14 protein-coding genes and 3 pseudogenes are annotated in these 16,733 nt (G+C 63.3%); 9 read left to right on the forward strand and 8 right to left on the reverse strand.

Annotation, left to right across the window (positions count from 1 at the left end; translation table 11 throughout):
* Positions 1-80 precede the first annotated feature (80 nt).
* On the forward strand, positions 81-929 hold the full coding sequence (locus LDP01_RS05855) for a fumarylacetoacetate hydrolase family protein (RefSeq protein ID WP_224090866.1): 849 nt from the start codon (positions 81-83) through the stop codon (positions 927-929).
* An 18-nt stretch (positions 930-947) separates the two neighbouring features.
* Entirely contained in the window at positions 948-1,433 is a 486-nt protein-coding gene (locus tag LDP01_RS05860) for a GtrA family protein (protein ID WP_224090868.1), read from the forward strand.
* Here the strand turns inward: LDP01_RS05860 and LDP01_RS05865 are convergent, their stop codons facing one another.
* The 6 genes and pseudogenes from LDP01_RS05865 to LDP01_RS05890 all read right to left on the reverse strand — a co-directional run bounded on the left by LDP01_RS05865 (position 1,434) and on the right by LDP01_RS05890 (position 7,999).
* Positions 1,434-2,600, reverse strand: a complete 1,167-nt coding sequence (locus LDP01_RS05865) for a cysteine desulfurase family protein (RefSeq protein ID WP_224090870.1) — start codon at positions 2,598-2,600, stop codon at positions 1,434-1,436.
* 5 nt (positions 2,601-2,605) lie between these two features.
* Positions 2,606-3,496 (reverse strand): carboxylating nicotinate-nucleotide diphosphorylase, encoded by an 891-nt coding sequence (gene nadC / locus LDP01_RS05870; RefSeq protein WP_224091063.1) that lies wholly within the window; start codon positions 3,494-3,496, stop codon positions 2,606-2,608.
* 10 nt (positions 3,497-3,506) lie between these two features.
* Positions 3,507-5,342, reverse strand: a complete 1,836-nt coding sequence (locus LDP01_RS05875; protein ID WP_224090872.1) for an L-aspartate oxidase — start codon at positions 5,340-5,342, stop codon at positions 3,507-3,509.
* Between the two features lie 46 nt (positions 5,343-5,388).
* Positions 5,389-6,697 (reverse strand): annotated as a pseudogene (nadA, locus tag LDP01_RS05880) (quinolinate synthase NadA).
* Positions 6,694-7,413 (reverse strand): NUDIX hydrolase, encoded by a 720-nt coding sequence (locus LDP01_RS05885; RefSeq protein WP_223933379.1) that lies wholly within the window; start codon positions 7,411-7,413, stop codon positions 6,694-6,696. Before LDP01_RS05885 ends, nadA begins: the two are co-directional and overlap by 4 nt.
* Positions 7,414-7,525: 112 nt before the next feature.
* Positions 7,526-7,999 (reverse strand): Lrp/AsnC family transcriptional regulator, encoded by a 474-nt coding sequence (locus tag LDP01_RS05890; protein WP_216923913.1) that lies wholly within the window; start codon positions 7,997-7,999, stop codon positions 7,526-7,528.
* Between the two features lie 176 nt (positions 8,000-8,175).
* Here LDP01_RS05890 and LDP01_RS05895 point away from each other — a divergent pair.
* The 5 genes and pseudogenes from LDP01_RS05895 (at position 8,176) to LDP01_RS05915 (ending at position 12,961) form a co-directional block, all read left to right on the forward strand.
* A pseudogene (locus tag LDP01_RS05895) lies at positions 8,176-9,562 on the forward strand (amino acid permease).
* A gap of 138 nt (positions 9,563-9,700) precedes the next feature.
* Positions 9,701-10,753 (forward strand): thiamine pyrophosphate-dependent enzyme, encoded by a 1,053-nt coding sequence (locus LDP01_RS05900; RefSeq protein ID WP_224090874.1) that lies wholly within the window; start codon positions 9,701-9,703, stop codon positions 10,751-10,753.
* On the forward strand, positions 10,746-11,807 hold the full coding sequence (locus LDP01_RS05905; protein ID WP_224090876.1) for an alpha-ketoacid dehydrogenase subunit beta: 1,062 nt from the start codon (positions 10,746-10,748) through the stop codon (positions 11,805-11,807). Before LDP01_RS05900 ends, LDP01_RS05905 begins: the two co-directional genes overlap by 8 nt.
* Positions 11,800-12,129: a biotin/lipoyl-containing protein gene (locus LDP01_RS05910; protein WP_224090878.1), complete on the forward strand. Its 330-nt coding sequence runs from the start codon at positions 11,800-11,802 to the stop codon at positions 12,127-12,129. Before LDP01_RS05905 ends, LDP01_RS05910 begins: the two co-directional genes overlap by 8 nt.
* A gap of 1 nt (position 12,130) precedes the next feature.
* The gene (locus LDP01_RS05915; RefSeq protein WP_224090880.1) at positions 12,131-12,961 is read left to right on the forward strand and encodes an alpha/beta fold hydrolase; all 831 of its coding nucleotides are present in this window, start codon (positions 12,131-12,133) and stop codon (positions 12,959-12,961) included.
* A 52-nt stretch (positions 12,962-13,013) separates the two neighbouring features.
* Here LDP01_RS05915 and LDP01_RS05920 read toward each other — a convergent pair whose 3' ends face one another.
* Positions 13,014-13,427, reverse strand: coding sequence for a winged helix DNA-binding protein (locus LDP01_RS05920; RefSeq protein ID WP_224090886.1), 414 nt, complete (start codon positions 13,425-13,427; stop codon positions 13,014-13,016).
* Between the two features lie 69 nt (positions 13,428-13,496).
* Between LDP01_RS05920 and LDP01_RS05925 the strand changes: the two genes are divergently transcribed.
* The gene (locus LDP01_RS05925) at positions 13,497-14,180 is read left to right on the forward strand and encodes a phosphoribosyltransferase (RefSeq protein WP_224090887.1); all 684 of its coding nucleotides are present in this window, start codon (positions 13,497-13,499) and stop codon (positions 14,178-14,180) included.
* Between the two features lie 104 nt (positions 14,181-14,284).
* Here the strand turns inward: LDP01_RS05925 and LDP01_RS05930 are convergent, their stop codons facing one another.
* Positions 14,285-15,619, reverse strand: coding sequence for an MFS transporter (locus LDP01_RS05930; RefSeq protein ID WP_224090888.1), 1,335 nt, complete (start codon positions 15,617-15,619; stop codon positions 14,285-14,287).
* A gap of 247 nt (positions 15,620-15,866) precedes the next feature.
* Here LDP01_RS05930 and LDP01_RS05935 point away from each other — a divergent pair.
* Positions 15,867-16,614: pseudogene (locus LDP01_RS05935) on the forward strand (IclR family transcriptional regulator).
* Positions 16,615-16,733 lie beyond the last annotated feature (119 nt).

A 16,733-nucleotide genomic window follows, 5' to 3' on the forward strand; every position in this document is an offset into this window, starting at 1 on the left:
GGGCCACGTCTGCGCCTGTACAAGGGGTCTTAGGGCGTAAAGCGGGCCCCACAACAGATTGCAGGACGTAGGATGTCATCATGACTTTCCGCCTTCCCCGTCGCATCGCCCGCGTCCGCCCCTTGGATTCACAGGATCCCAACGAGCAATTCTTCGTTGCCAACGACGCCCATGACTTCGAATCCGAAGCGGGGACGCACTGGCTTGTTATCGATTCGCCCTTCGAGGCATCAAGGGCAAACGCGAGTAGCCCCACGCGGCTCGGTTGGGAACCGGGGACGGGGGTGGGCGAGGGTTCTTTCACTTTCCTCGCACCCTCAGTGCCGGCCAACGTCTTTGGCATGGCCCACAACACCGGGCAAGCTGGCAGGGACCTTCGACCACAGGCATTTCACAAGGCCGCCTCCAGCGTGATCGGCCCCGGCGAAGCGATCCAGCTGAGTTCGAACGTTGGGCATGTTGACCCGGAAGCCGAACTGACGGTCGTCGTCGGACGTACAGCGCGAGGCCTGACGCTGGAAACGGCGGGGTCGGCAATCCTCGGCTACACCATCGGGAACGATGTCTCCGCACGCGACCTCCAAAAGACCGACGAACTCTGGATCAGCGCGAAGAGCCAGGACACCTTTACGCCTGCAGGTCCGTGGATCGTCACCGACCTCGACGCCGCAGATCTTTCCATCGGGATCGTCCACAACGGCACCGCGCTCAAAACCGCAAGTTCGGCGGACCTCGGCTGGAAAGTGGACGAAATCATGGTCTATCTGACCTCGTTCATGACCATCCACCCCGGCGACCTGGTCCTGACTGGCTTCCCCGCCGAATGCGCGCGCATTCAGCCAGGTGACACCGTGGTGTGCCGGGTGGAAGGAATTGGGGAGCTCGCCAACCCCGTCACCACCGCTTCCTGGGAGGGCGTGCCCGCATAGTGTGTCAGGCTTAACCTCATGGAGACAGCCGCAGACGCCACCGAACTGCGCCCGCCTCCCTTACAAAAGCCCCCCAGGAAGAGGCATCGCGGCCTGCTCAAGTACCCCGTGGTGCGGCAACTGCTTCGATTCACCGGCGTCGGAATTCTCTGCACAGCAAGTTCGCTTGCCCTCTACGCGCTGCTGCGTCCCTGGATTGACCCCCAGCTCGCCAACGCCGTGGCGTTGATCGTGACCTCGATCATGAACACAGCCCTCAACCGCAGGCTGACCTTCAAGATCAGCGGCAGCAGGAAACGCGGCCAGGACCACATGCATGGGTTGATCGTCATAGGGATTGCCCTGGTCATCACTGGAGGGAGCCTGGGCATCCTGCATCTGATCCATCCCGAGGCTACTGTCAGCGAAGAACTCTGGACCACGACGCTTTCCGGCTTCGTTGCCACAGGCGTCCGGTTCGCGCTCTTGAGGCATTGGATTTTCCGCCGCGCCCGCCACGTGTAACTAGCCCGGTTGCGGTGTTGCCAGGTTCCGGACACGCCCGACGGCGGTTTCCACGGCTCCGGCAGCTTGCTCGAGTTCGGCTTCGGTAACAGTTGAGGGGAAGCTGAAGCGCACGGCTGTTTGCGCTATCTCCGGGACCATGCCCAACGCCAAGAGTACTGGCGACGGGGCGTCCGATCCCGCCGCGCAGGCGGAACCACTGGAGCAAACCACGCCAAGGCGTTCCAGCTCAAGCAGGACTGATTCGCCGCTGGTTCCAGGGAAGCAGAACGATGCAATTGATGGCAGCCTCCGGCTTCGATGCCCTGTCAGTATGGCGCCCGGGACGGTTTGGAGGACCTGCGCGACGAACCGCTCCCTCAGCTCCGAAACCCGGGCCGCCAACTCCGGCTGCTCGCGCAGGCTCAACGTCAGTGCCGTGGACAATGCCACGGCCCCGGCTACATTCTCCGTTCCGGATCTCTTTCCCCGCTCCTGGCCTCCCCCATGAACCAACGGCTCCACGCGCATCCGACCCTTCGTGAACAGGACACCGGATCCCTTGGGCGCGCCCAGCTTGTGGCCGGAAAGGCTCAGCGCATCCACGCCCAGGGCCTTGACGTCCACGCTCAGCCAGCCGGCCGCTTGGACGGCATCAGTGTGGAAGGGGATGCCCATCCCGTGGGCTGCGGCAGCGAGGTCCGCGACGGGCTGGACCGTACCGATCTCGTTGTTCGCATACATGATGCTCACCAAGGCTGTCTCCGGCCGGAGTACGGCCCGGAGCGCGTCCACTGAGACGAGTCCGTCCGTGTCCACCGGCACCACGTCCACCGTGAAGCCATGCACGCGTTCGAGGTAGCGGGCGGACTCCTCCACTGCAGGATGCTCGATTGCGCTTATCACTACCCGTTTCAGCGAGGGATCGGCCGCATGCCGGGCAAGTGCGATCCCTTTGACGGCCAGGTTGTCAGCCTCCGTGCCGCCCGAGGTGAAGGTCACCTCGCCCGCGCGGCAATTGAGCACCTTCGCGACGGCGGACCTCGCCTCTGCGAGCGCAGTGGCGGCCGCTTCACCCAGGCTGTGGTGGCTGGATGGGTTGCCAAACCCGCCACTGAGGTACGGCCACATGGCTTCGAGTACTTCGCGCCGGACCGGCGTGGTGGCTGCAGCGTCCAAGAAGATCATGGAAGTCAGACTGCTTTCGGCTCTGCATCAGTCCGCAGCTCAATATCCAGCCCGAGGTCCAGTGCCGAAACACTGTGCGTCAGCCCGCCGATTGAGATGACATCCACGCCTGTCGCGGCGATCTCTGCCACTGTGTTGAGGTTGACGTTTCCGCTGGCTTCCACGTTTGCCCGTCCGTCTACCTGTTTGACGCCTGCCCGGAGTTCATCGATGGAAAAGTTGTCCAGCATGATGGTGTCCACTCCCGCGGCCAGGACGGGTTCGATCTGGTCTGCCCGGTCAACTTCAACTTCAAAGTGAGTTGTGTGTCCCAGCTGGGCTTTGGCGGCTGCGAGCAGTTCAGTGAGTTTCGCGGAGTCTCCGCCGGTCATGACAGCCAAGTGGTTGTCCTTTGCCAGGACTGCATCCGAGAGGCTGTAGCGGTGGTTCGCTCCCCCGCCGCAGCGCACGGCATAGCGTTCCAGGACACGCAAACCGGGCGTGGTTTTACGGGTGTCCGTGATCCGGGCGCGCGTTCCTTCAACCAACCTGACGAATTCTGCGGTCTTGGTGGCAATGGCGCTCATCCGCTGCACCAGGTTGAGTCCGACGCGTTCTGCCAACAGTACCGATCGTGCACTGCCGGTGACCCGCGCGAGGTGGGTTCCGGCGTCGAACGCTTCACCGTCGGCGAGCAGCAATTCCACCTCGGTGTCCGGGTCAACGAGCTTCATGGCGTCGCGGAAGACCGTTCCACCGCTGAAGACGCCCGGGACGCGGGCATTCAGGACCGCCGTGGCACGCGCGCCGGCGGGGATCAGCAGTTGTGAGGTGATGTCACCGCTGGGTGCGTCCTCCGCGAAGGCCCGCTCCAGGATGTCCCGTACAGGTGCTGCGGGGAGGGTCAGGTTGGTCATGGAGGTCAGGTCAGTCATTGACGAGGCTCGCTTTCCGGCTCATGGTGTAACGCTTGTCAAAATCCTCGACGGCGGCTGGTTCCTTGACGCCGTCACTGCGGTAGTGCGCCCCCAGCGACTCCCGCCGCTCCCGGGCCGCATGAACGAGCAACTGTGCCGCCAGGAGCAGGTTGGAGTCCTCATGCTCCCGGGGATCAAGGGAATCAGGCACCTCCAGGGGAACAACTTCGCCCTCCCAGGAACCCAAAACTTCAGCGGCCTCTGCCAACAACCCACCGGTACGCAGCACCCCGGCCTTGGCAGTCATCAGCCGGCGAAGTGCCTGCCGCGAAAACACCCCCGCGTGCCCAAAGGATGTCTCACGAGCACCCGGACCCGGCAAAGACTCAAACTCCCAAGAAATAGGAACCGGGATAGCATCCATTTCGAAAACCGAAGTGACAGGCGAGGCCGGAGGCCCCGACAGCGCCGTTGTCGCGTGGGAGCCGGCGTCTTCTTGGTCGGCTGGCGGGGACCCGGCAGCGTGCGTAAAAGCGAGGCCGCCCGCGGCCGAGTTAGCACGCAGAGGGACTCCGTTAGTCGACCCCAAGAACGCTTCAACAGCACGCCGCCCGAACACGAGCCCTTCGAGCAAAGAGTTACTGGCCAGCCTGTTGGCGCCTTGGACTCCGGTGCAGGCAACCTCGCCCGCGGCGAGCAAGCCCGGCACAGATGTGCGGCCGTAGAGGTCGGTCACCACACCACCCATCCAGTAGTGGGCCGCGGGTGCTACGGGGACAAGTTGCCGGGTCCAGTCGACACCGGCTTGGCGCGTCCGCTTGCTGAGGGTGGGGAAGCGCCTGGCCAGGAAGCCCTGGCCACGCTGTTCTTCGATCACGGTGGCGTCGAGGAACACGTGGCCGTTGGGGTCGCCGAGTTGGGCCAGGTGAAGTGCGATGCTGCGGGAGACGACGTCCCTGGGCGCGAGTTCCGCATCAGGGTGATAGCCGGGCATGAACCGGTGTCCGCCGGCATCGACCAGGATGGCCCCTTCCCCCCGCACTGCTTCGGAGATCAGCAGGGGTTCGTTGTTCCCGTCTGCCTCCCTGGCCTCGGCCGGGATCACCATGCATGTTGGGTGGAACTGGAAGAACTCAAGGTCTGCAACGGCGGCTCCGGCACGCCATGCGAGCGCAAGGCCATCGGCGGTGGCCACGGAGGGATTTGTGGTCTGCGCAAACAGTTGGCCTGCTCCTCCGGTGGCCAGGAGTACGGCGTCTGCCTGGAGGCCGAGCTCTTGCCCGTCGTGGATGAAGCTGCACCCCATAACGCGGGCGCCATCCAGCGAAAGCGAGGTGACCTGCGCGTGTCCGATCACCGTGATCCGTCCAGCCGCCTGTGCATCCAGCACGGCGCGGATCAGCGCTGCGGCCACCCCGGCACCGGTTGCGTCGCCGCCGGCGTGCAGGATGCGCGGAGCTGAGTGGGCGGCCTCAAGGCCCAAGGCGGGGTCGCCGTCGTCGTCGAGGTCGAACTGCACGCCGAACCTTCCCAGTCCCGCGATGTCCAACCGCGCCTCAGTGCACAACACCCGCACCGCCTCTTCGTTGCAGTGGCCTGCCCCTGCCTTGAGGGTGTCGGCGATGTGCGCAGCCACCGTGTCACCGGGAGCTGGCTCGTCCAACACGGCGGAGATCCCGCCCTGGGCGTAGTAGGTGTTGCTGTCCGCGAGCGCACCCTTGGTCAGCAGCACCACTTCGGCTCCGGCTTCGGCGGCCAGCAAGGCTGAATACAGCCCCGCGATGCCGCTTCCGACGACGATCAGCCGCTTGGGCGTGCGCCCTTCAGCAATGCTTCCTGAGGTCATGTGAGGCTCGATTCGGATCATCCGGTAGACCGGCGTGGGTAGCGGGTTAGGCAGGCTTGGCGGCCAGCATGCGCTCCAGCGCAATTTTGGCGTTTTCCTGCACGGCGTCATCCACGGTGATGCGGTTGACGATGCGTCCTTCGACGAGTTCCTCCAGCACCCATGCGAGGTAGCCGGGGTGGATGCGGTACATGGTGGAGCAGGGGCAGATCACGGGGTCCAGGCAGAAGATCGTGTGCTGTGGGTTTTCCGCAGCGAGCCGGTTCACCATGTTGATTTCCGTACCGATGGCGAACGTGGTGGGTTCGGTGGCGGCAGCGATGGCCTTCTTGATGAAGTCGGTGGAACCGGCGGAGTCCGCGGCATCCACGACCTCCATGGGGCACTCGGGGTGCACGATTACGTTCACGCCGGGGAAATCGACGCGGGGCCTTCTCGATCTGGCCTACGTTGAAGCGCTTGTGGACCGAGCAGAAGCCGTGCCAGAGGATCACGCGGGCGTCCAGCAGCGTCTGTTCGTCGTTGCCACCCAGTTCCTTGCGCGGGTTCCACATGGGCATCTGCTCGAGCGGGACGCCGAGGGCCTTTGCCGTGTTGCGGCCCAGGTGCTGGTCGGGGAAGAACAGGACGCGCTGCCCACGTTCGAAGGCCCATTCCAGGACAACCTTGGCGTTGGAGGACGTGCAGACAATTCCCCCGTTGCGGCCACAGAAGGCCTTCAGCGCAGCGGAGGAGTTCATGTAGGTGACGGGGATGACCGGAACGCGGCCCTGGGCATCAGTGTCCGTGCCGAAGATTTCTTCGAGCTGTTCCCAGCATTCCTCTACCGAGTCCTCATCAGCCATGTCCGCCATGGAGCAGCCAGCCGCGAGGTTCGGCAGGATGACGGCCTGTTCCGGCGTGGACAGGATGTCCGCAGTCTCTGCCATGAAGTGGACGCCGCAGAAGATGATGGCTTCGGCGTCGGGCTTTGTCAGCGCAGCGTTGGCCAGCTGGAAAGAGTCACCCACGAAGTCGGCGTACTGGATCACTTCGTCACGCTGGTAGAAGTGGCCCAGGATCACGGCGCGGTCCCCGAGCGTCTTTTTGGCAGCGCGGATCCGGGCATCCAGTTCGGCATCCGTTGCCCGCTTGTACTCGTCCGGGAGCTGTCCCTGGCGCGGCGTTTCCTTGGGAGCGACGTCGCTGCTGGAGGCTCCTGGTCCGTAGGCGGGGGCACCGGCAAGTGCCTCGGCAAGGTCATACTCCCAGGGGCCTTTGGCCAGGGCCGGGCTGCAGGTGGATCCGGCGGCGGAAAGCCCCTTCTCGGCTTCCTCCCGTGTGATCAGCTGGACGGCAGTGTTGACGCTGCTCATGGTGTACTCCTGTTATCTGGCCCGAGGCCGGGCGTGCCGGTGAAGCGGTAGAGGCGTGGCGGACGGTGTTTTCCGCCTTGCAGGTATTCACCGGTTTCTTCAATTTCCGGTGTGGCTTTGATGTGCCGGCGAAAGTTCGCCGGGTCCAGTTGACGGTCCAGGACGGCCTCGTAGACTTCGCGGACCTGCGCGAGCGTGAAGAACTCTCCCAGCAGGTGGTAGGCGATGGAACCGTAGGCCATTTTGTTGCGGAGCCGCCAGAGTGCGTAGTCCACGATCGCGTTGTGGTCGAAGGCGAGTTCGCCGAGCCTGTCTGCCCGGAACCACCGCACATTTTCCGATTCGTCCGCGAGGGCGGCTTCGGTCGGCTGGACCAGGGCCCAGTAGACGATCGAGACGACCCGCTGGCTGGGTGATCGGTGCAGGCCGCCGAAAGCGTAGAGCTGCTCAAGGTATTGCGGCGCCAGACCCGTTGTCTCCCGGAGGTTGCGCGATGCTGCGTCCTGAAGGGACTCGTCGTGCGCCAAAGGACCGCCCGGCAGCGCCCACATGTCCTTGTAGGGCTCGCGGATCCTACGGACCAGCGGAAGCCACAGCGTGGGACGGCCGGACTTTTCGCTGGGACGGAGGGCGAAAATCACCGTCGAAATGGCCAACGACGGCGGCGCCAGGCGGCGTTCAGCAACGTTGGCTGATATCGGATTCACGGCGTTCACCTCGCTTTGTCGCCGCCTGGAGATCGTCCTCCACGCACTGGAACCTGAGTTAAAGTCACTATGACTAGAACTAATGGTACGACTCCGCAGCCTGTAGGCAAAATGCTTTGCGTCACACTGACTTGGCGGCGGCTTCCATCAGCGGCAGGGTCCGGCCCTGGATGTGGCTGTTGAGCACAATGACGGACGAACAACGGACCACGGATTTGGTGGCAATCATGGCGTCCAACACGCGTTGCATGTCCGGATTGGAACGGGCTGCGATACGCACCATGAGGTCCGAATTCCCCGTCACGGTGTGCACTTCGATGATCTCCGGGATGGCGCTCAGGCTCTGGATGATGGCGTCGTGACCGATCTCCTGGGTGATGGTGACCGAACAGAATGCCACCACGGGGAAGCCGAAGTTGGCAGGATCCGGCTGCGGAACCCAGGAGCCGATCACTCCGTTCTCGATCATTCGGTCAATCCGGGATTGCACCGTAGCCCTGGCAACCCTCAGCACACGGGAGGCCTCCAAGACGGAAGACCTCGGCGAATCAGTGAAGAAACGTACAATTTTTGCATCAAGCGCATCGACCAGCATCAAAGTTCCTGTCCCCGGGGATTCTTACCCATCACATCGCCACAGCAAAAAGTGATGTATCTTACAAACTGCGAGAATTATTCCACGGCTCTTGCTGCGTCGTCGACGCCCAGCTTGCTCAGCCCAAGAGGCCGGCTCGCTACACCAAGTATGAAATCCATAGAAGGTAGACACGTATGACAACGAAGTCCATCGCGGCTCCTGCGCCAACATCCGGCCTTGGCCATTCACTTAAGCCACGCCAACTCACCATGATGGGGCTCGGAAGCGCCATCGGAGCAGGCCTCTTCCTCGGCTCCGGCGCAGGCATCCAGGCCGCCGGACCGGCGGTCCTGATCTCCTACCTCGTAGCGGGTACCCTGATCATCCTGGTCATGTGGGCCCTGGGCGAGATGGCTGCCGCAAACCCCAACAGCGGAGCATTCTCCGTCTACGCCGAAAAAGCCATGGGCAAGACCGCCGGCGGCACCATTGGCTGGCTCTGGTGGCTGCAACTGGTGGTGGTCATCGCAGCCGAAGCCCTTGGCGCGGCAGGGCCTGCTCTTTACCGTCTGGCCAGTGATTCCGGTGTGGGTGCTCGCACTGGTGTTCATGGTGGCGTTCACCGGCATCAACCTCGTGGGCGTACGCAATTTTGGCGAGTTCGAATTCTGGTTCGCGATTCTGAAAGTCGCGGCAATCGTCATCTTCCTCCTCATCGGGGCAGCCCTGCTGTTCGGCTGGTTGCCCAACGTTGCCTCGCCGGGCCTCTCGGCCTTCGGAGACTTCGCCCCCAACGGAATCGGCGGAATCGCAGCTGCTTTGTTCGTAGTGATCTTCGCCTTCGGCGGAACGGAAATCGTCAGCGTCGCCGCTGCTGAAACAGAGAACCCCGCGCACAGCGTCGGCAAGGCCATCCGGACGGTGGTTTGGCGCATCCTGGTCTTCTACATCGGCTCGGTTTTCGTCATCGCAGCGGCTCTTCCCGTTGGCTCCGACGGCCTGAAGTCCCCGTTCGCCGGCGTACTGGACCTCGCCGGTATCCCGGGAGCGGGCGCTGCGATCACGCTCGTCGCTGTCGTCGCACTGTTGTCAGCCCTGAACGCCAACCTCTACGGCGCTTCAAGGATGATCTTCTCCCTGTCCGAGCGCGGCGAGGCTCCTGGTTTCCTGTCCAAGCTGAGCGGCTCCAAGGTGCCGGTGGCCGCCGTCGGGATTTCCGTTGCATTCGGCTTCATCGCGACCGTCCTGGAACTGCTCTTCCCCGAGCACGTACTGCCTGCGCTTCTGAACCTCGTGGGGTCCACGTGCCTGGTGGTGTGGGGCACTGCCCTGGTCTCCCAGTTCATCCTGCGCCGCAGGGCCGACCGCGAAGGAACCGAGCTGCCGCTGCGCATGAAGGGCTTCCCGGTGCTTACGGTCGTGGGGATCGTCCTGCTGGGCATCATCCTCGTGGTGGGCTTTGCCAACCCTGAGAGCGCCGGCCAGCTGATCGGTACGTTCATCCTGATCCTGGTTATCGCCGCCGGATGCTTCCTCAACGCCAAGGCGAAGGCCGGTAAGCAGCCCGTGCACATCAAGTAGCTACCTGCCTATTGAAACCAAGAGGTCCTGCGCAATTTGTTTTGCACAGGACCTCTTTGCGTATCCAAATTGTACAAAGTGTTTCCTTGAAACTGAGCTGATTGCGCACACCCACTGGCGGTGACTAGGGTCACAGCCATGACTACCAAACACCTGCTCGCCGCCGTCGATGAGGATGCGGCGCCGCTCACGCACGAACAGCTCCGTGAGCTCTACGCCCTGATGGCTTCTGTCCGCCACCTGGACACAGCAGCCGTCGCCTGGCAGCGCCAGGGCATCATCCCCGGCTATGCGCCCCAGCTGGGCCAGGAAGCCGCGCAGGTAGGCAGCGGATACGCCGTTGACCGGACCATGGACTTCGTGTTCCCCACATATCGCGAGATGGGCGTGGCGCGGGCAATGGGCCTGGACATGGTGGGCTACATGTCCACGCACAAAGCCACGTGGCATGGCGGAATGTACAACCCGCTGGAATCCCGCTTCGCTCCCATCCAGGCTGTAGTGGCGGGATCCGTATTGCATGCTGTCGGCTGGGCCCACGGCCAAACCCTTTCCGGAAAGCCCGACGGCGAACGCGGCGTTGCCATGACGTACTTCGGCGATGGAGCATCCTCCCAGGGCGATGTCCACGAGGCCATGAACTTTGCCGCTGTGATGAAGGCGCCAGTGGTCTTCTTCATCCAGAACAACGGCTGGGCGATCTCCGTCCCCACGGAGCGCCAGGTTGCCGGCGGCTCAGTCGCTGCGCGCGCGGCTGGATACGGAATTCCTTCGCTGCAGGTGGACGGCAACGACGTCGTCGCAGTCTTCGAGGCCACCCGTTCGGCTTTCGCCCATTGCCGCGCGGGTCACGGGCCGGTTGTCATTGAAGCGATGACCTACCGCCGCGGGCCCCACTCCACGGCGGACGACCCCGGACGTTACCGCACCTTGGATGAGGAACGGCTCGGCGCGGGCGAGGATCCCCTTGAGCGGCTCCGGCAGCGCCTGCTCGCCGACGGAGTAGCGGATGCAGCGTTTTTCGCCGAAGCACAACGGAGAGCCGAGGAGGAAGAGGAAGCCATTCGTTCGGGTATCGAGGCCCTTGGCCCACGACCGGGGGCCGAAATGTTCAGCCTGGTCTTCCAGGAACCAACGTCCACCCTTCAATCCCAGGCCACAGCGTGGCGCAAGGAGTCCGAACATGTCTGAGACGATCACTGAAGCGCCGGGGACCGCGACTGACACGGCTGCGCCCGTTCTGCAGATGTCCATGCAGCAGGCCCTCAACCGCGCACTGGACGAAATCCTGGCCGACTATCCCAAGACTGTCATCTTCGGCGAAGACTGCGGCCGCCTCGGCGGCGTCTTCCGTATCACCGATGGCCTGCAGGCCAAGCACGGCGAGGAGCGCGTCTTTGACACTCCACTGGCCGAGTCCGGCATCCTGGGCATGTCGGTGGGCCTGGCCATGGCGGGCTTCCACCCCATCCCGGAAGTCCAGTTCGACGGCTTCGCCTACCCGGCCATCAACCAGATCATCTGCCAGATCGCGCGCATGAACTACCGCAGCCGCGGCACGCTCCCGATGCCCATCACGCTCAGGGTTCCCAGCTTCGGCGGAATCCGCGCCCCCGAACACCACGGCGAAAGCCTCGAAGCACTCTTTGCGCACGTTCCCGGGCTGAAAGTGGTTTCGCCCTCCAACCCGCACGACGCCTATCACCTCCTCAAGTACGCTGCCACGCGGCCGGATCCTGTCATCTTCATGGAGCCCAAGTCCCGCTACTGGCAGAAAGGTCCAGTGGACGTCACCTCCGCGACTCCCGGCACAGAGGCGTCCGACGGCGGCAGGCCCACCGGAGCCCGCGTGGTTCGGGAAGGCCGACACCTGACCCTCGTCGCATGGGGTGCCATGGTGGCCCGCTGCCTCCAGGTTGCCGAACTTGCTGCCGAGGACGGCATCGACGTCGAGGTCCTGGACCTGCGCTGGCTGAAGCCGATCGACGCCGAAGCCCTGGCGACGTCCGTCGGTAAGACGCGACGCGCCGTCGTCGTCCATGAAGCGCCCCTGACCTCAGGCCTTGGTGCCGAGGTCGCCCAACTCATCACGCAGCATTGCTTCGACACGCTGAAGGCTCCGGTGGAGCGCGTGACCGGCTTCGACGTCCCCTATCCCTCCGGCGACCTCGAAGACGAATACATTCCGAACATCGACCGCATCCTCTTTGGGATCCAACGCGTACTGGAGTACCGCCGTGGCTGAAATTTCCTTCCCGCTCCCCGATTTGGGCGAAGGCCTCATCGAGGCGACCGTGCTGGACTGGCTGGTCTCACCGGGCCAACAGGTGGAACGCAACCAACCCCTCGTCGAGCTCGAAACAAGCAAGTCGGCCCTCGAATTGCCCAGCCCCCAGGCAGGTAAAGTGGTGCGTATTCACGGGGCGCCCGGTGACACCATCAACGTCGGCGAACCGCTGATCGTGTTCGAGGTACCGGATGACACCGCCGGGATCGTGGGCACTGTTCCAAAGGACGAAGCACCCAAGCGCCGGGTCCGCCTGAGCGCCGTACTCGATGAGGACTGACATGATGACCGGCAGGCACACCGTGGAACAGCACAGGCACACAGTTGAGGGCACCGACCCCGAATTGTTCGTTGAAGTGCATGAACCAGCCACCGATGCCGGACTGCGACCCGTCCTGTTGATCCACGGTTTCTCCTCATCCAGCAAGCTCAACTGGGCGGACAGTGGCTGGATCACCACGCTGCAGGAAGCCGGCCGTCGGGTCATCACCGTGGATCTTCCCGGTCACGGCCAAAGCCATTCCCCCGAGGACCTGGATTCCTACACCCCCAGCCGGATCCGCGCCGACCTCCTGCAGATCGTGACCGACGCCGGCGCGCGGCCTCTGCGCGACGGCGATCCTTCCACGGGACTGGACATCGTGGGCTACTCGTTGGGATCCCGGCTGGCTTGGGAGTTCGCCGCGACACAGCCGGACCTGGTTCACCGGATCGTCCTGGGCGGACCGAGTTCAGCGGATCCCCTGGCAGCCTTCGACCTCGCCGCCGCCCAGCGGCACCTGGCCGATGGCACACCTATTGAGGACCAGTCCACTGCGGGGTTGCTTAAGATGGCACAGTTGCTGCCGAGCAATGACCTGTTCGCCATGCTTTCGCTGATCGAGGCCATCAAGGGTGAGCCCTTCGATCCTGCCGAAGCTGCCCCGCACGTGCCCATTCTCTTGGTTGCCGGCGAGAAAGACGATCGCGCGGCCACCATGCCTGAGCTTGCGTCCATTGCCGGCAAGCGCGGTGCCATGGTGGAGACCCTGGTGGTCCCGGGACGCACGCACACCAACGTGATCACCAGCCGGGCTTTCAAGGACGCGGCCATCGAGTTCCTGAGCGTGTAGTGATCCTGGGCGGGTAGTGATCTTGGGCGCGTAGCGATTGCGCCGGCCGGCGCTAACGGCTCAACCGCTCCGCGTTAAGGCTCATTCGCTCCAGGACGCTCAAGGCCATGGCATATTCATCGATTCCTATGCCCATGGAAAGGTCCTGGCGGGCGGCTTCCACATAGCGGAGGGCCTCGTGGTATTTTTCGCGGCCGAGCTCGCTGAGCGCCAGGCGGTCATCAATCATCGTGATCATGCCCCTGCCCACCAACGAGGCAAGCTCCCGCTCCCGCAGGCGCGCGTCATCGCCCCAGAACGGGCGCAGGATATCATCCAGCTCATCAGGACGGACCGTTCCCTCTGCCAAAGTGCCCAGGGCCTGCCACTGCCGCCGGCTCAGCTTGACCCGGGCCAGAGTGGCATCAAGCTGGAGTTCCAGCGCGGCGTCGAGCCTTTTGATCCAATATCCAATGGGCTTGTTCACAAGCCCATGCTTCCAGCGGATGCCTCACCCGGCAAGCTTTGAACGGTAGGCTGGAAGCAGCCAAATTACGTGGAAGTGGGGCAAATGGGCATGCGTTTCAAGGACCGGGCGGAAGCCGGCCGGCGCCTGGCCGAAGGACTCCCCCAGTTCAGGGAACGGCCAGACACGATCGTCCTTGGCCTGGCCCGCGGAGGTGTCCCCCTGGCTGTGGCGGCTGCCTCCGCGTTGTACCTGCCCTTCGGTACCATCCTGGTCCGCAAACTGGGGATACCTGGACGCGAGGAGACTGCCTACGGCGCACTTGCGTGGTGCCAGGGCGACGTCGTCCGCATCGTCAACAAGCCGCTGAAGGAACATGTCCTGGCCCATGGCATCAGCCAGGCCGCGTTGGATGCAGTAGAGGCACATGAACGCGCCGAACTACTTCGGCGCGCACGGCAATACCCTGGAATCGAAAACGACCTTCGAGATAAGACCGTCATTCTGGTGGACGATGGCCTGGCTACCGGCGCCACCATGCGTGCTGCCGTGGAAGCCGCGCGGGCATCAGGTGCCCGCACGGTGGTCGCCGCCGTTCCCGTGGCCTCTCTGGAAGCCGCAACATCCTTGGCACGGGTGTGCGACTTCGTGATGGCACTGCACACGCCGGGCAAATTCCATGCTGTTGGGGCCTTCTATGAGCGTTTTGAACAGTTGACGGATCACGACGTCGTGGAGCAGCTGGAAGGTGCAGAGGCCCCAAGGGCGAAATAGCTGCTTAACGCCCGGGGCGGGCCCGGTTTTACAACCGTGCCCGCCCGGAGAATCACTGCGTTGCTGGGATTGGATCTGTTGCTTGGACTGGATCTGTTGTGAGCCTAGTGATGAACACTGAAGCCGAGGGGGCGGCCCTTGGTCTCCTTGGCCAGAATTACTCCCACGGCTGAGACGATGCACAGGCCCATGATGTACAGGCCCACTGATCCGGACCACTTGGTGGCGTCCAACAAAGCCTGGGCAATCAAAGGGGCGAAGGCCCCGCCGAGAATGGCGCCCAAGGCGTAGCCGATGGAGATTCCCGAGTAGCGGACGTGGGCAGGGAACATCTCGGCATACATCGCTGACATTGGCCCATAGGACAAGCCAAGCCCGATGGTGAGGACGAACAAAGCTATTCCGTAGAGCAGGATGTCCTTGGAATCGATCAAAGCGAACATGGGGATCATCCATGCGAACACCAGGCCGTAACCGAGCAGGAACGTCTTTACGCGGCCAATCTTGTCCGAAAGCCAGCCTCCCACCATGGTGAAGATGAGCCACCCGAAGGAGGCAACCGTGGTGGCCAGGAGGACCTGGGGCGCCGGCATCTTCAGCGCCTTGGTGGCGTAGGAGATAAAGAAGGCGATCAACAGGTAGCCTGCGGCATTGTTGGCGATGAAGATCAGTGCCGCGAGGATGACCTCCTTCTTGTTATTCCGGAACAGCTCGCTCAGGGGCGCCTTGCTTTCGGCCTTGCGCTGCGCGATTTCCTTGAAGACCGGACTTTCCCCGACTGCGCGGCGAATGAGGTAGCCCACCACGATCAGAACCACGGAGAGCAGGAACGGCACGCGCCAACCCCAGGCTGCAAAGTCTTCCTTTGACATGCCCGACTGCAGGAAGAACAGGAGGCCGGTTGCCAGGATCATGCCGATGGGCACGCCGATCTGCGGGTAAGCACCGAAGAGTCCGCGCTTGCTGATCGGAGCATGCTCTACAGCCATCAGGGCGGCGCCGCCCCACTCACCACCGGCCGAGAAGCCCTGGACCACCCGAAGGGTGATCAGCAGAATCGGGGCCCAAAGCCCGATTGTTCCGTAGGTGGGCAGCACGCCGATCAGGGCCGTCGCCGCCCCCATCATGACAAGCGTCATGACCAGGACTGCCTTGCGTCCCAGCCTGTCGCCGAGGTGTCCGGCAACGAATGCCCCCAATGGCCGGAAGAGAAAGCTGATGCCGATGGTGGCGAAGGACAGAATTTGCGCCACTCCGGGGTTCGATTTTTCCAGGGGTGTCAGGAACAGCGGCGACAACAGCGTTGCCGTGAGCTGGGCAAAGATGAAGAAGTCGTACCACTCAATGGTGGTGCCGACCAAAGTCCCTGCCAGGACCCGGCGCTCTTCGCGCTTACTGCTTGGGCCCGACGCAGAGTCGACAGTGGAAGTTGCGGTCATTGGAACTCCAGGGGTGAGAGTGACTGGTCGGTGCATGGCTGGCATTAACCGACAGAACGGTCAGTTAGGAAAGACTACTACATACCGTGACCCAGCGCACAGCATTTAACCCGCCACGACGGGAAAAATGCTGCTCAAGAACACAATTGTTCTATAGTTGAATAGTCAATTCGTATATGGAACGATATCTTGATGAGGTGTGCAACACAAGAGTTGACCGCCGCATGCCGTCACCCGCCAACATAGGATGGTTTGCATGAGTCCCCGCAGCGACGTCAAAAGTCCGCAGGAAGCAGCAACCCAGGCGCCGCCGTCGCAAACCCTCTCACGGGGAATCCGTGCACTGGAGATCCTTGCCGAAGCCGAACGCCCGCTTAGCATTGCTGAACTCGCCGAAGCCCTGGGAGTGCACCGTTCTGTTGCCTACCGCATCCTCCGGACGTTGGAAGACCACTCGCTGTTGATCAGGGACGATTCAGGCCGCGTCCAGCCCGGCCCCCGGACTGGCCGTCCTGGCACGTGGGGTCTCCAGCAACCTGCAAACAGCTGCCCTTCCAGAGCTCACCCAGCTGGCGAATACCCTGCACATGACCGCTTTCCTGGCCGTTTGGGACCACCAGGAATGCGTCACGCTGGTCACCGTGGAACCCCGGCATTCAGGCGCCGCACTCGCCCAGCATCCCGGAAGCCGCCACCCTATAGGTATTGGCGCACCCGGCATCGCCATCCAATCGACCATGACCGAGGACCGTTGGCGTCAGGTAGGAGCAGGTATCCCCTACCGCCCCGAGGCGCACGAAGCCCGACGCATCGGCTACGCCACCAGCCACGATGAAGTGATCGCCGGGTTGTCATCAATCGCCGCTCCCATCCACGTCCCGGGCGGACGGCCGGCCGCAATCGCCGTCGTCTATATCCGCCTCGACCAGGACGCCGACGCCGTGGGTAAGGAGTTGGCTGCCAGCGCCATGCGCATCGAGAGCCAGTTGGCCTGAACCCCTCTTCCGCAGGCCAGGCATTCCTTCTGGGTCAAGTGCCCTGCCCCACAGCACAAGACCCACAGCCGCGGGAACCCAATACTCGAAGAAGGACAGGAATTTCCTGTCCTTCTTCG

It is taken from the genome of Arthrobacter sp. StoSoilB13 (assembly GCF_019977255.1).
Lineage (GTDB): Bacteria > Actinomycetota > Actinomycetes > Actinomycetales > Micrococcaceae > Arthrobacter.

Coding starts and splice junctions, on each gene's coding strand:
- LDP01_RS05900 (WP_224090874.1), top strand. CDS start 9,701: ATGACTACCAAACACCTGCTCGCCGCCGTCGATGAGGATGCGGCGCCG.
- LDP01_RS05930 (WP_224090888.1), bottom strand. CDS start 15,619: ATGACCGCAACTTCCACTGTCGACTCTGCGTCGGGCCCAAGCAGTAAG.
- nadC (WP_224091063.1), bottom strand. CDS start 3,496: ATGACCAACCTGACCCTCCCCGCAGCACCTGTACGGGACATCCTGGAG.
- LDP01_RS05905 (WP_224090876.1), top strand. CDS start 10,746: ATGTCTGAGACGATCACTGAAGCGCCGGGGACCGCGACTGACACGGCT.
- LDP01_RS05855 (WP_224090866.1), top strand. CDS start 81: ATGACTTTCCGCCTTCCCCGTCGCATCGCCCGCGTCCGCCCCTTGGAT.
- LDP01_RS05875 (WP_224090872.1), bottom strand. CDS start 5,342: ATGACCTCAGGAAGCATTGCTGAAGGGCGCACGCCCAAGCGGCTGATC.
- LDP01_RS05890 (WP_216923913.1), bottom strand. CDS start 7,999: ATGCTGGTCGATGCGCTTGATGCAAAAATTGTACGTTTCTTCACTGAT.
- LDP01_RS05860 (WP_224090868.1), top strand. CDS start 948: ATGGAGACAGCCGCAGACGCCACCGAACTGCGCCCGCCTCCCTTACAA.
- LDP01_RS05915 (WP_224090880.1), top strand. CDS start 12,131: ATGATGACCGGCAGGCACACCGTGGAACAGCACAGGCACACAGTTGAG.
- LDP01_RS05865 (WP_224090870.1), bottom strand. CDS start 2,600: ATGATCTTCTTGGACGCTGCAGCCACCACGCCGGTCCGGCGCGAAGTA.